We start from the raw sequence: 14043 nt of genomic DNA on the forward strand, positions 1-14043 counted from the left end.
CGCAGCCTGCGGCAGCTCCTACAAGGATGGTGTATCAATTACGGTGTATTAGCGCCGCAACCTCCTCTGTAGGAGCTGTCGAGTGCAACGAGGCTGCGATCTTTTGATTTTCAAGGGCAAGATCAAGGGATCGCAGCCTGCGGCAGCTCCTACAAGGATGGGTGTATCAATTACGGTGTATTAGCGCCGCAACCTCCTCTGTAGGAGCTGTCGAGTGCAACGAGGCTGCGATCTTTTGATTTTCAAGGGCAAGATCAAGAGATCGCAGCCTGCGGCAGCTCCTACAGAGATGGGTGTATCAGCCACGGCGTGCTATGGCGCCCATGGCCATGAACAGCGCGGCAATGGCCCTGGCTTCGTGGAGGTCGCCGCGGGCCACCAGTTCGGGGATCTGTGCCAGGGGGACTCGCAGGCATTCAAGGGGTTCGGGTTCGTCGCCTTCGAGTTGGCAGGGGCTCAGTTGTTCGGCCAGTACCACCCGGTAGCGATGGCACAAATGCCCCGGTGCCAGGGTCAGCTCGCCCAGTTCGGTGAGGCGTGCGGCGCGCAGGCCGACTTCTTCGCTCAGTTCGCGCTGCGCCGCCTGCAAGTAGTCTTCATCGGGCTCGGCGCCGCCCTTGGGCAGGCCGAGTATGGTTTTTTCCACACCGACCGCATATTCGCGCACCAGCAGCACATGCGCAGGATCAGGCATCGCCACCAGCATCACCGAGCGATAACCGGTGCCGCGCAGGCGTTCGTAGACCCGCTGCTGGCCGTTGCTGAATTGCAGGTGCAGGGCTTCGATCTGAAAGTGGCCGCTTTGCGCCAGCAGTTCAGTCTTGAGGATGGTCGGGCAGTTGCGCATGGGGCAGTCCCCTGTTTGGGATGAGGACACTGTGCGCTGTACAACGGGGGCCGCCATCGTCCGAGCGGACGAGGGCGGCAATGAGGTTCAGCCGAGGGTCGCGACGCTGCGCAGGATCAGGCGCACCAGCATGGTCTGGCGGGTCACGCCGGTCTTGGAGAAGGTCGAGCGCAGGTGGGCCCGCGAGGTGTTGCGGCTGATGCCCAGCTCTTCCGAGGCTTCGTCCAGGGTCAGACCGTTGGCCAGCAGCATCGCCAGCTGGGTTTCCGCCGGGGTGAAGTCGAACAGCGCGCGCACGATTTCCTGCGGCGCGGTGGACTGTTGTTCCGGGTCGCTGATGAAAATCACCACGGTCGGGCACTGTTTGCCCTCGCTCCAGTCGGTCAATGGCACCGAGCGCACGATGATCCCCAGGTCCGCTTTGCCGGACGGGCGCTGCACGCGCAGGGCTTCGACCACCGACGGGTTGCTGCTCTTTTGCGACAACAGCGACTGCTTGACCAGGCGGCGGAACTCCTGGGTGTCCCGGGCCGTGCCCACCTGCAGGCCATCGTTGACCAGTTTGATGCCGTCCTTTTCCTGGATCAGCCGGTCGGCCACCTGGTTGGTCTGCAGCACCTTGCCGGACTCGTCGAGGATGATCGTGCCGACCGCCATCTGGTTCACCGCGCCGGCGTACAGGTTGCGCTCGGCTTCGATGCGGTTGAGCTGCATGTGGATCTTGATCGAGCGCTCCAGGTGCGGAATGAAATGCGTGAGCATGGCCTTTTCTTCGTTGCCGAAAGGCTTGTCGTCACGTCCGCGGCTGATGCGAATGCGGCACTGGGCGCCGTCGACGGTGTTGATGTCGGCACCAAGGATGTGGAACACGTCCACAGGTTCTAGGAAGTTCTTGTAGAACTCGGAATTCTGCCAGTCGTCGTTGGAGACAAACTCGGCGAGGGTCACGACCTGGCGGTTGGGCAGGTCGACAAAGGGGTCGAGGCTGAAAAAGTGTTTGTTGTACGACGCGGTCGCCTCGGTCGAAGTGCCGGTGGTGTTGACCATCAAGCCGTCCACGTGGGCGCTGGGCGGACGCAGGATGAAGGTCACGTACTTGCTGTTCAGATGCACATTGAGCTGATTGAGGAACGTCGCCCAGGGAATGTTTTCCAGCGGACCCTGATAGAGGTTGCCGATCAAATCACTGAACGTATCGAGGCTGAGGCTCTGCTGCATAGGGAAAAACCGTTTTTATTATTAGCGTTGGCGGTGGCCGAGAATAAGCGCCGGTATCGACTCCTTGCAACGCTCGGGCTCAGGGCCTGACAGGCGGCTGCCAATCAGGCCCGGGGCGGGCGAAAAGCCGCTGATATCAAACCCGTTCGCTGGCGCGCACGACAAACTTCTTGTGTTCGGCAACGTCCGCCGACAGTGCCTCGACGTCGGTGTAGAACTGCTCGTACCAACGGCGCAACTGATAGACCGGACCGTCGCCGTCGCACAGCAGCGGGTTGTCGACGCGGGTCTTGCTGTGCCAGATGGCCACGTCTTCGTAGAAGGCTGCCTGGGCCTGTGCCACGTAGGCCTTGGCCATTTCCTGGTTCTGCTCTTCGCTGAGCCCCGGGATTTTTTTCACCAGCACGCCGTAGCGCAGGGTGAAGCTGTCCAGATCGATCGGCACGTGGCAGTTGAGCAGGATCGAGTGGATCGGCTGGCCGTTCATGGCGCCGTTCATTTCGGTGATCTGATAGGCCGGGCCGAAGTAGGTGGCTTCGGTGGTCAACACGCTGTCGCCGGACAGGCGTTCGCTGCGGGCGCGCATGATCTGGGTGGCCAGGTGGCCTTCGAAAATGTTGATGAACTCATCGACCGGCGCGCCGTGCACAGTGCCGAAGTGCGCCATGTCGGCGATGTTGTCGATCAGTTCGCGGCAGTTGGTGCCAATCTGCAATTCGGCGACTTCCCACTCGGCCCATTCGTCGCTGTAGCAGGCCTCGATGCGCGGAATGCGTTGTTCCGGCAGCGGCGGGTTGCCTTCGGGGTCATTCCAGACGAACAGCAGCCGGTTTTCTTCCATGATCGGCCAGCTTTTGATTTTGGCCCGTGGCGGGATGCGCTTGGCATAGGGGATGTCGTCGCACACGCCGTCGGCGCCCCAGCGCCAGGCGTGGAACGGGCAACGGATCGAGTTGCCCTCAACGCAACCGGTGCTCAGGTCGGCGCCCATGTGCGGGCAGTAACCATCAAGAATATGCAGTTCGCCGTCTTCACCCTGGAACGCCACCAAGCGGGTGCCGAACACCTCCAGGCGATGGGCCTTGCCGTCGCGGTATTGCGCGGCCAGGCCCAGGCAATGCCAGCCTCGGGCGTAGCGGTCTTCCAGCAGTTTGGCTTCGATGCGGTGCAGGGTACTCATCTTATTATTCTCCCAAGGGATCACGGGGTTGGCGCATGTAAGGGATTCTGCCGCCCCTGTAAAAGCGGGCATCGTCTGAATGGACGATGGCTGCTTTAAGTAGGCCCGCTCTACTGGCGCCATTGGACCCATGGCAGGAGTTGGCGATGAGTAATGAACAAGGGCCGGTCGCGGTGATTACCGGGGCCGCCAGTGGTATTGGCCGAGGCCTGGCCGAACATGCGGCGACACTGGGCATGCGCCTGGTGCTGGCGGATCGGGATGCGGCGGGCCTGCAAGCCCTGTGCGACAAATTGAAGACCGGTGGTGCGCAAGCGATTGCCTGCGTCACCGATGTCGGTGAGGTGAAGCAGGTCGAGCGCTTGCGTGACCGGGCTGTCGAGCACTTTGGCGGGGTCGACCTGCTGTTCAACAACGCCGGGGTGATGCAGACCGGTTTCAGCTGGGAAATCACCGAGGCGCAATGGCAGCGCATGCTCGACGTCAACCTGGGCGGCGTGATCAACGGCATTCGCAGTTTCGTGCCGCTGTTGCTCAGCCAGGGCCGGGCAGCCCATGTGATCAACACTGCGTCCCTTGCCGGGCTGGTCAGCAGCCCGCTGATGGCACCGTACAACGTGACCAAGCAGGCGGTGGTCGCGCTCTCGGAAACCCTGCATTACGAACTCGCCATGCTCGGTGCGCCGGTGTCGGTTTCAGTGCTGTGCCCGGGGCCGGTGGCCAGTGAAATCATGGCGTCGAACCAGCTGGTGGACAGCGCCGGATCTGACTTCAGTCAACTGCTCGACAGCACCATTCGCCAGGGCATGACCCCGGCGGAGCTGGCCGCGCTAGTGTTTGCCGCCGTCGCGCAAAAACGCTTCTGGATCCTGCCCCACAAGGGTTTCAAGCCGGCCCTTGAGCGCCGGGTACAAAGCATCCTGGGCGAGACCAATCCGCAATTTCAAATGACCGACGTAGAGGACGATGCCCATGCCGCTCGATAAGCAGATCGCCGGGGTTCTCCAGCAATTTCGCGACCTCCGGGAACCCGATTTCAGCCAGGTCGATGCCGCTCAGTACCGGCAGTTCTCCGATAACCTGTTGCCGGCCATCCCCGGCGATCCGATGAGCGAGGTGCGCGATCTGAAAGTGGCCGGCGCGGACGGTGATCTGGATGCACGGCTGTACCGGCCATCGGAAGCGCCCAACCTGCCGTTGCTGGTGTTTTTCCATGGCGGCGGATTTGTCATGGGCAATCTCGATACCCACGATAATCTTTGCCGTTCGCTGGCGCGCCAAACGGAGGCTGTGGTGGTGTCGGTTGCCTACCGATTGGCGCCTGAACACAAATTTCCGGTCGCACCGCTCGATTGTTATGCGGCGACCTGCTGGCTGGTGGCGCATGCAGCCGAGCTTGGCTTCGATGGCAGCCGACTGGCCGTGGCCGGCGACAGTGCGGGTGGCAATCTGGCGCTGGCGGTCAGCCGACTGGCGGCGCAAGGCAAGGGACCGAAGATCAGCTATCAGTGCCTGTTCTACCCGGTCACCGATGCGGGATGTGACAGTCAGTCCTTCGAGGAATTCGCCGAAAGTTATCTGCTTTCCGCCAAGGCGATGCGCTGGTTCTGGCAGCAATACCTGCAAGAGGATGGACAAGCGGATGATCCGTTGGCCTCGCCATTGCGAGCCGAAAGCCTGGCAGGCTTGCCGCCGACCACCTTGTTCACCGCCGCGTTCGATCCGCTGCGGGACGAGGGCGAAGCGTTGGCCGAGTGCCTGCGCGAAGCCGGTGTGGCGGTGCTCGTGCAGCGTTACGAAGGCATGATTCACGGTTTTATCAGCATGGCGCCGTTTGTTGAAGCCGCAGCACAAGCGTTGACGGACGCTTGCGCCGATTTGCGCGGGGCACTCCAATGAGCGGCCTGGTTTTCAACACGGTGCCGCAACTGATCGAGGCCATTGGTGCCGGTCAGATGGTGGTGATCACCGACGATGAACACAACGGCGAAGGCTCGCTGCTGATGGCCGCCGAACAGGCCGGGGCCGAGGCCGTCACCTTCATGGCGGTGCAGGCACGCGGGTTGATTTGCCTGGCCCTGACCGAGCAGCGCTGCCAAGCGCTGGGCCTGGACCTGATGGTGCCCAACTCCCGGGCGCAGCATGGCGTGGGGTTTACCCGCTCGATCGAAGCCGCCACCGGGGTGTCCACCGGCATCTCGGCGGCGGACCGGGCGCGGTCGATCCAGGTGGCGGTCGACCCGGCCAGCGTACCGGCGGACCTGGTGCAACCGGGGCATATTTTCCCGGTGCAGGCCTTGCCCGGTGGCGTGATGCAGCGCGCCGGTCATGTCGAGGCCGCTTGCGACCTGACACGGCTGGCGGGGCGGCAACCGGCGGCCACCCTGGTGGGCATTCTCAACGAGGACGGTGAACTGGCCCGTGGTGCCGAGTTGCATGACTTCGCCCAACGTCATGGCTTGCGGATCGGCACCATCGCCGACCTGATTCACTACCGCATCCTGCATGAGGGCACGATCGAGCGCGGCGGTGAGTATCCGTTACAGACACGCCATGGCGAGTTCCAGGTGACGACCTATCAGGACACCTACCAGGGCGCGTTGCACCTGGCGCTGGTCAAGGGCCGGATCGACAGCACGCAACCGGTGCTGGTGCGGGTGCAAAGCATCGAGACGTTACGTGACGTGCTGGGGTGTGATAGCGAAGGCGGGACACAGCAGTGGACCCTCGAACGCTCGCTGGCGAGCATCGCCGCCACCGGTAACGGCGTACTGGTGTTGCTGGCACAGAAGGAAACCGCCGACGGCGTGCTCGAACAACTGCGCCAGCGCAGCGGCAGCAAGCCGCGCACACCGCAGTTTCCGCAACGGACCCTGGGCATCGGCGCCCAGATCCTGCGCGACCAGAACGTGCGCAAAATGCGCCTGATGAGCTCGCCGGTGCCCTACAAGGCTGTGTCCGGGTTTGATCTGGAGGTGACTGAGTTCGTGCCGTTTCAGCCCGCAGGCTAAAGCAAATACAAAACCTGTGGGAGCGAGCTTTTGTGGCGAGGGGGCTTGCCCCCCTTGGGGCGCGCAGCGGCCCTGGAATCAGCGTTCGCGTTTTTTCAGTGAGAACGCATTCGCCGATTTTACGACTGCTTCGCAGCCGAACGGGGGCAAGCCCCCTCGCCACAGGTCAGTGTGTTCCCACGGATTCAGCTTATGGCTTGATCCCGCGCAACATCTTCTTCGCCTGATCCTGCACCGCCGCCGGTGCCGTCATGTTGCCGTCGATCACGGTGATTACTGCATGGCCTTGCCACAGTAGGTACGCATCGGCCTTTTGCTGGGCTTCGGTCGGTGACGACGGGGCGGCCAGGTTGACGTGGACCACACCATCAGCACCGCGCTGGGAGGTGAAGTTCACCCGGTCCCAGTTGCCGATCGGGGCAAAGCTCACGCCCTTGACCTCATCGGGTTTCAGCGGCGGGTAGTTGAGGTTCAGGCCGCTGACGCCCGGCAGGCCCAGCACGTTCAAATCGCACTGATGTTTGCTCCTGGCACAGGCCTGTCTGGATTCTGTACCGGCCAGGCTCGCCTGTTCGATCACCTTCACGGCAAAGCGTGCCGTGTCGTCCATCGCACCGAGGGTCTTGCGGTACCCGGCCTGCTGGTCGCGGATGATCAGGTCCATGTCGATGGCCGTGGACACCGCCACCGCCGGAACCCCTTTGAACATCGCCCGCACAGCCGCGTTGAGGGTGCCTGACATCTGCGTCAGCGGGCCGACGTTTTCGCCAAAGTTGCTGCCCGAGACCACCAGGTCCGGCGGCGAATCCTTGAGGATCACGTCGAGGCCGACGTTGACCGCATCCACCGGCGTGCCAATGGCGGAGGTCTTGCCGGCGGGCGGCGTATAGCCCTCCGGTGGTCCGACGCAATACCGGCCCGCCGCCAGTTCGGTCACCGCCAGGGCCTGGCCGGGTACGACCACGCTGGCGGCACTGATACCGCTGCTGTCGTTCAACGGGCCGACCAGGGTGACTTTGTGTCCGGCAGCGGTCAGGGCGCGGTACATCGCATCGATGCCGGGTGCGCGGCAGCCATCGTCGTTGGTCAGCAGGATGTTCAGGGCGTTGGCTTGCATCGAGAGGCCAACGCTGGCCATGGCGATGACGCCGGTGAGGAGTTTGTTCATGGGGACTGTTCCGTGGGAGGCGCGGATTTTACAAAGCACAACGCCCCGACCGAAGAAATCGGTCGGGGCGTTGTGAGTTTAGCGGGTGCCGAGTTTGCGCAGGTTGCCAGGGGTGAATTCGTCTTCGGTGAAGGCGGTGGCGTTGAGCTTGGCCGGTTTCTGATCGACCAGCATGCGGTCAACCAGGTAGGAGCCGGCGATCAGGTCGTGGTAGATGCCGAGGCGAGCGTGGTAGCGCTGCATCTCGTAGGCGTAGATCGAGGTCTGCATGTTGGTGCGCCACAACTGGCCACGGCTGTCGTAGTTGTCGGCCATGGTGGCCGACCAGGTGTCTTCGTCGAGGTACAGCACGCGCTTGGCATACACGTGGCGGGCGCCTTCCTTGAGGTTGGCCTGCAACACCCAGACGCGGTGTTTCTCGTAGCGCATGTACTGCGGATCGACGTGACCGGTGGTGTCCAGGATCTGGTCGACCGTTACGCTCGGGTCGTCGATCTTGTAGTTGTGGTACGGAATGTAGATCTCTTTCTTGCCGACGATGGTCCAGTTGTAGCGGTCCGGCGCACCGTTGAACAACCGGTCTTCATCGTACACGCGGAAACCTCCCGCGCCGGTCGGCGAGTCGTAACCCACGGTCGGTGCGCGACGTACCCGGCGTTGGCCCGGGCTGTACTGCCAGGCCTGGCGCGGGGAGGCGGTCGGGTTGATGAACTCGTGGCCGACCACGATCTCGCCTTTCTTGCGCACCGGCTCCAGGGTGGTGATCAGGAAGTGGGTGAATACACCGTTGGCGGTATCCAGGGCTTTGTCCGGGCTCGACCAGATCGAGAAGATCTTGTAGTCGACCTCTTCCAGTACCTTTTCCTTGTTGGAGTACACCACCGCCTGGCCGTAGACGGCCTCTTCAGTGCTGGCGCGCCCCTGCAAGGTATGGTTGAACATCAACTCGCTGCCGTTCTTCGGGATCGGGAACGGCGAAGCTCCCCAGGCGTTTTTCGTGTCGTTGTTGTCATTGTCGAGTTCGGCAGTGACGGCGTTTTTCTTGACCTGGTCTTCCAGGCGCTGATCGAGGCGGAAGTCGCGGTGGCTCGGGTACACCGGGATCTTGAACGTGTCAGGGTAACGCTTGAGCAACGCTTTCTGGCCATCGGTCAGGTTGTCGGCGTACTTGTCCATGTTCTTAGAATCGATCACGAACAACGGTTTTTCCGCGGCGTACGGGTCCGGGTACGGCGTGCCCGGGCCGGCGTATTTGAGGCCGGGTGGCAGGCCGCGCCATTTGCCGGTCCAGGCCGGGATGCTGCCGTCGGCGTTGCCGGCTTTTTCGGCACCCATCGGGGTGAGGTCCTGGCCCAGGCGGGCGGCTTCTTCGGGGTTGACCTTGGCGTAGGCCAGGCCACTGCCGAGCAGGCCGACGGTCAGCGCCGTGCTCAATAATGTTTGGGTGAATCTGGACATGCTGTGCTCCTCCGACAGGGGAATCAGAACCGGTACTTGAAGTTGAGCGCGACGTTGTCGCGGTCGGCCAACGGGCTGTTGTTGGCGTTGCCGAGGTAGGCGTTGTAGCGGGCCTCGACGGTAAAGTTGCCCAGGTAGCGCCACGAACTGCCGATGCTGGCGCGGTTATCGTTCTGGCCGGCGTTGATCGAGCCGACCATCGAACTGTCGCCGTGGGCGGCGGCGCTGAAGGTGACAGGCACCGACATGTCCCATCCGCTGAACACGTCGTTGTAGTCAAAGTTCGCCTGCACCGTGTAGCCCCAGGCATCGCGGTCATAGACCAGGCTGTCGGTTCCCGGCAGCGCGAAGCCCGGCGCCAGGGTGACCGGCTGGGACTTGTCGTTGCTGACCACGGTGTTGTAGACCACCTCGCCGGTCAGGGTGGTGTTGTCGGCGAAGGAGGTCGGGCCGAGCACGTAGATCATCGACGTTTGCGCCTGCACGGTCTTGCCACGCACAGGGCTGGAGAAACCGTTGTCGACCATCACTGGCGTGCCGTCGCGGTAGCTGACTTCACCGGCCCAGCTGACGTCGCCCAGCACGGTGGCGAAGCTCGCGCCGAACAGGTCGATGTTGTCGAAGTAGCGCACCTGGTAGCGGCCCAGGGTCGAGGCGAAGTCCAGGGACGGGGTCTTGTCGTGGTAACGCGAGTAGTAGATGCCGAACTCGGTGTTGTTCAACGACTCGGCAGCGTAGGTGAAGGCCAGGCCGTACTGGCCGCTGTCGCTCGGCTTGTCGTCCTTGAGGCGGGTGACGAAACCGGAGGCGTCGTTGAAGCCGCCCTCATCGATGAAGTCGGTGGTGGAGAAGTAGCTGCCTACGCCGAACAGTTCGGTCTTTTCCCACTTGTATTGGTAGTACGCCTGGATACCCAGGCTTTCGGTCAGGGCGAACTGGGTGAACAGTTGGCCGACCGGCAGCAGGATTTCCTTGACCTCGACACCTGGAGTGGTCGCCTTGGTCGCGTCGACCGGGCTCTGCGCTGCGGAAATACCCGGGTAGAACAGGCTTTCACCCCAGCTCACCACCTGGTTGCCCAGGCGCGCGTTGAGGGCGTGGCCGCTCACGTCCCAGGTGCCGTAGGCGTAGTAATCGAGCATGCGCAGTTCATTGCGATGCTGGTCGATGGTGTCCTGGGAGAAACGATCGGGTTGGCTGCAATGGCCACCGGCGAAGCAGTTCGAGGTGCCGGTGGTGTTGTCGTTGCCCTGATCGTAGACGTTATCGTAGAAACCGGTCGCCCGGACGAACACGCCGTAGTTGTCTTGCCACTTGATGTTGGCTTCGGTGAGAAAGCCGCTGCGGTTATTGATCAGGCTGCCTTTATCGAACGCGTTGTCACCATCGTTGGCGTTGGCATCGGCAGTCAGTTTGTGATCGCGAGACTCGGTCCGCCAGGCGAGGCTGTACGTCAGTGTGGTGTCCCAGTCGATGCTCAAGTCTTCGCTCGGCTGAAAGCTCATGGCGTTAACGTGAGCGCTTAATCCGCCAGCCAGCAACAGCAATGCCAGCTGTACGCGAGGGTGCTGTGTTGGTGGGGCGATTATTGTTTTTATCATGTCGTCCTCATGGCCCAGGTCAGACCTGCCCGACCTGCATTTCAGGGGGGTGATTGGTGCTGTGGGCGACTATGGAGTCACGACTTGCGCACAACATCGTCCAAGCGGACTAAGCGATTTGTACGGGAACAGCCGCACCGGATCTCTGTAGGAGCTGTCGCAGGTTGCGATCTTTTGATCTGGCTTTTGAAAGATCGCAGCCTCGTTGCACTCGACAGCTCCTACACGGGGGTGGGGGCAGCGGTCATCTCTGTAGGAGCTGCCGCAGGCTGCGATCTTTTGATCTGGCCTTTGAAAGATCGCAGCCTCGTTGCACTCGACAGCTCCTACAGGGAATGGGGGCAGCGGTCATCTCTGTAGGAGCTGCCGCAGGCTGCGATCTTTTGATCTGGCCTTTGAAAGATCGCAGCCTCGTTGCACTCGACAGCTCCTACAGGGAATGGGGGCTGCGGTCTTCTCTGTAGGAGCTGCCGCAGGTTGCGATCTTTTGATCTGGCCTTTAAAAGATCGCAGCCTCGTTGCACTCGACAGCTCCTACAGGGAATGGGGGCTGCGGTCTTCTCTGTAGGAGCTGCCGCAGGCTGCGATCTTCTGATCTGGCTTTTGAAAGATCGCAGCCTCGTTGCACTCGACAGCTCCTACACGGGGGTGGGGGCAGCGGTCATCTCTGTAGGAGCTGCCGCAGGCTGCGATCTTTTGATCTGGCCTTTGAAGGATCGCAGCCTCGTTTCACTCGACAGCTCCTACAGAGGGAACTGCGGTCTTCGGCTTAGTCCCATCGGACGATGAACACCCGGCGCGTGCGGCGAACAATCCCGAGACCGACTGCACCGGGCGAAGATCCGGCGGTGGCGGTTTCTGCCTGATGGGCGCTGAACAAGGGTGATCGCATGAACGCTGCCGGGATCAAATGGGACGAGTGTTGTGATGTGTTGGTAGTTGGCTCGGGAGCCGGGGGCATGACCGCTGCGCTGCGTGCCCACGACCTGGGCCTGAATGCGCTGCTGATCGAGAAGAGCGGCGAGTACGGCGGCACCTCGGCGGTGTCCGGCGGTGGCATCTGGATCCCCAACAACCACCGGATCAATGCGCTCGGCGGCAGTGATTCGGCAGCCGAAGCGATTGCCTACATCCGCGCCGTGACCCATGGCGAGGTCGACGACGGGCGCATCGAAGCCTATGTCGAACATGGCCGGGAGATGGTCGAGTACCTGGAAAAACACACCCGGGTGCGCTTCGAGGCGCAACCTCGCTACGCCGATTACTACCCGGAAGTCGCGGGCGGCAAACCGGGTTATCGCTCGATGGATCCACAACCTTTCGATGCCGCCGAACTCGGCGAAGAATTCCTGCGCATGCGCGCACCGTCCCCCGGCACCCTGATGATGGGGCGCATGGCGATGACCATGAAAGAGGCGCAAGTGCTGCTGTGCCGTGGCCCCGGCTGGTTGCGCCTGACCCTGCGGGTGATGTGGCGCTACTGGCGTGACCGCGAGGGTCGACGCTTGTCCCGCCGTGACCGCTACCTGACCCTGGGCAATGCCTTGATCGGTGCCTTGCGCTGTTCGTTGCAGGACCGCGGTAAATCCCTGTGGCTCAACTGTGCGCTCGAAGAACTGCTGTTGGTCGGCGACCGGGTCGGCGGTGCGCGGGTCAATCGCAACGGTCAGTTGCTCAACGTCAAGGCGCGCTACGGGGTGATCGTTGCTGCCGGTGGTTTCGAGCGCAACCAGGCGATGCGCGAGCAGTACCTGCCGCAGCCGTCCCGGGCCAACTGGAGTGCCACGCCGCCGAACAATACCGGCGACGGCATTCGCGCCGGCCAGGCCATTGGTGCGCGGACCGCGTTGATGGAGCACAGCTGGTGGGCGCCAACTACTTACGTCAAGGGCGAAGAGAAGCAGCGTGCGTTGTTCGTCGAACGTACCTTGCCGGGGTGCGTGATGGTCAACGCCGCAGGCGAACGTTTCGTCAATGAAGCCGCGCCCTATACCGATATCGTTTATGCGATGTACGCCAACAACCGCGAGGGCGCCGCAAGCGTGCCGTGCTGGATGGTGTTCGACGCCGAGTTCCGCCGCAAATATCCCTGCGGTGCCTTGCTGCCGGGCTATGCCCAGCGCGACTGGCAATTGCCCGAGCATCTGCGCGACTACTTCCACAAGGCGTCGAGCCTGGAAGAGCTGGCGACGAAAATCGGCGTCGACGCCGGCGGGCTGCTGCGCACCGTGCAGCGCTTCAACGGCATGGCCGTGCAGGGCGTCGACGAGGATTTCCACAAGGGCGACTCACTGTTCGACCGCTACTACGGCGACCCGAACGTGCAACCCAACCCGTGCCTGGCGCCGTTGCTCAAGGGACCGTTCTACGCCGTACGCATCGACGCCGGCGACATCGGCACCAAGGGGGGGCTGCTGACGGACGTGCACGCCCGTGTGTTGCATGAAGACGGGCAACCGATCAACGGCCTGTACGCCATCGGCAACAGCGCCGCCTCGATGATGGGCCGCACTTATCCAGGTGCCGGCTCGACCATCGGCCCGGCCATGACCTTCGGCTACCTGGCCGCCAATCACATCAAGCGCCAGAGCGAAACCGCTTCGGCGAAAACCTTGTTCGGGAGCGTTGAATGAATCAGCCACGTCAACAAATCGCTATCGTGACCGGTGCCAGTCGCGGAGTGGGCCAGGGCATCGCCCTGGCCCTCGGTGCGGCGGGCATGACCGTATACATCACTGGCCGCGCCCCGGCGCAGGGCGGCTCGAATCTGTATGGGCATGCCTTGTGCGGCTCGCTGGAAGACACCGCCGCCGCGATCACCGCCGCGGGTGGGCGCGGTATCGCGGTGGTCTGTGACCACGCCGATGACGCGCAGGTCCGGGCGTTGTTCGAGAGGGTAGAGCAGGAGTGCGGGCGCCTGGATTTGCTGGTGAACAACGCCGCGTTCATCCATGACCAGTTGATCGAACCGGGGCCGTTCTGGGCCAAACCGCTGGAGCTGGTACGGATTCTCGACGTCGGCCTGCGCTCGGCCTACATCGCCAGCTACTACGCCGCGCCGCTGTTGCTCAAAAGTACCCAAGGACTGATTTGCTTCACGTCGTCGTTCGGGGCCGGGTGCTACATGCACGGCCCGGCGTACGGTGCGCAAAAGGCCGGAGTCGACAAACTGGCGGCGGACATGGCGATCGATTTCGAGGGGCAGGGCGTGGCGGCGTTGTCGCTGTGGCTCGGCCCGCAACTGACCGAACGCACCCGGATTGCCGGCGAACAGCATGGCGAGCAGTATCAGGCGTTTCTCGCCCATGCCGAAACCCCGCAGTTCAACGGGCGGGTGATCCATGCCTTGCTCAATGATCCGCAGTTGATGGCGCTGTCCGGGCAGACCTTGATCACCGCCGAAATCGCTCCCGGCTACGGCATCAGCGAAGCCGAAGGCCGCCAGCCGCCGTCCCACCGCGCCATGCTCGGCGACCCGCGCCAACAGCACCCGGCGCGGGTGGTCTGAAACAGGCAAAAGATCGCAGCCTTCGGCAGCTCCTACAGGTGTACACCGATCA

At 62.7% G+C, this 14043-nt stretch carries 11 protein-coding genes; 5 read left to right on the top strand and 6 right to left on the bottom strand.

Annotation, left to right across the window (positions count from 1 at the left end):
- Positions 1–298: 298 nt before the first annotated feature.
- The 3 genes from nudE to C9422_RS15615 form a co-directional block, all read right to left on the bottom strand.
- Positions 299–847: an ADP compounds hydrolase NudE gene (gene nudE, locus C9422_RS15605; RefSeq protein ID WP_116581247.1), complete on the bottom strand. Its 549-nt coding sequence runs from the start codon at positions 845–847 to the stop codon at positions 299–301.
- Positions 848–934: 87 nt separating this feature from the next.
- Positions 935–2065 carry a helix-turn-helix transcriptional regulator gene (locus tag C9422_RS15610; protein ID WP_007986294.1) on the bottom strand — a complete coding sequence of 377 codons (1131 nt, stop codon included), beginning with the start codon at positions 2063–2065 and terminating at the stop codon, positions 935–937.
- A 136-nt stretch (positions 2066–2201) separates the two neighbouring features.
- Positions 2202–3245, bottom strand: coding sequence for a Rieske 2Fe-2S domain-containing protein (locus C9422_RS15615; protein WP_116581248.1), 1044 nt, complete (start codon positions 3243–3245; stop codon positions 2202–2204).
- A gap of 146 nt (positions 3246–3391) precedes the next feature.
- Between C9422_RS15615 and C9422_RS15620 the strand changes: the two genes are divergently transcribed.
- The 3 genes from C9422_RS15620 to C9422_RS15630 are packed head-to-tail and all read left to right on the top strand — an operon-like array spanning position 3392 to position 6256.
- Entirely contained in the window at positions 3392–4231 is an 840-nt protein-coding gene (locus C9422_RS15620; RefSeq protein WP_116581249.1) for an SDR family NAD(P)-dependent oxidoreductase, read from the top strand.
- Positions 4218–5144, top strand: coding sequence for an alpha/beta hydrolase (locus C9422_RS15625; protein ID WP_116581250.1), 927 nt, complete (start codon positions 4218–4220; stop codon positions 5142–5144). The genes C9422_RS15620 and C9422_RS15625 overlap by 14 nt, the downstream gene beginning before the upstream one ends.
- Positions 5141–6256 (top strand): 3,4-dihydroxy-2-butanone-4-phosphate synthase, encoded by a 1116-nt coding sequence (locus tag C9422_RS15630; protein WP_116581251.1) that lies wholly within the window; start codon positions 5141–5143, stop codon positions 6254–6256. The genes C9422_RS15625 and C9422_RS15630 overlap by 4 nt, the downstream gene beginning before the upstream one ends.
- Before the next feature lie 190 nt (positions 6257–6446).
- On the opposite strand, the gene surE is transcribed toward C9422_RS15630, so the two are convergent.
- The 3 genes from surE to C9422_RS15645 all read right to left on the bottom strand — a co-directional run bounded on the left by surE (position 6447) and on the right by C9422_RS15645 (position 10483).
- Complete coding sequence (surE, locus tag C9422_RS15635; protein WP_116581252.1) at positions 6447–7424, bottom strand: 5'/3'-nucleotidase SurE; 978 nt, start codon at positions 7422–7424, stop codon at positions 6447–6449.
- 78 nt (positions 7425–7502) lie between these two features.
- The gene (locus tag C9422_RS15640) at positions 7503–8882 is read right to left on the bottom strand and encodes a DUF1329 domain-containing protein (RefSeq protein WP_116581253.1); all 1380 of its coding nucleotides are present in this window, start codon (positions 8880–8882) and stop codon (positions 7503–7505) included.
- 23 nt (positions 8883–8905) lie between these two features.
- A complete protein-coding gene (locus C9422_RS15645) occupies positions 8906–10483 on the bottom strand; it encodes a DUF1302 domain-containing protein (RefSeq protein WP_116581254.1) in 1578 nt (525 codons plus the stop codon).
- Between the two features lie 890 nt (positions 10484–11373).
- Here C9422_RS15645 and C9422_RS15650 point away from each other — a divergent pair.
- Positions 11374–13116, top strand: a complete 1743-nt coding sequence (locus tag C9422_RS15650) for an FAD-binding protein (RefSeq protein ID WP_116581255.1) — start codon at positions 11374–11376, stop codon at positions 13114–13116.
- Complete coding sequence (locus C9422_RS15655) at positions 13113–13991, top strand: SDR family NAD(P)-dependent oxidoreductase (RefSeq protein WP_116581256.1); 879 nt, start codon at positions 13113–13115, stop codon at positions 13989–13991. Before C9422_RS15650 ends, C9422_RS15655 begins: the two co-directional genes overlap by 4 nt.
- Positions 13992–14043 lie beyond the last annotated feature (52 nt).

The organism is Pseudomonas sp. B1(2018) (assembly GCF_003097365.1).
Classification (GTDB): domain Bacteria; phylum Pseudomonadota; class Gammaproteobacteria; order Pseudomonadales; family Pseudomonadaceae; genus Aquipseudomonas; species Aquipseudomonas laurylsulfatiphila.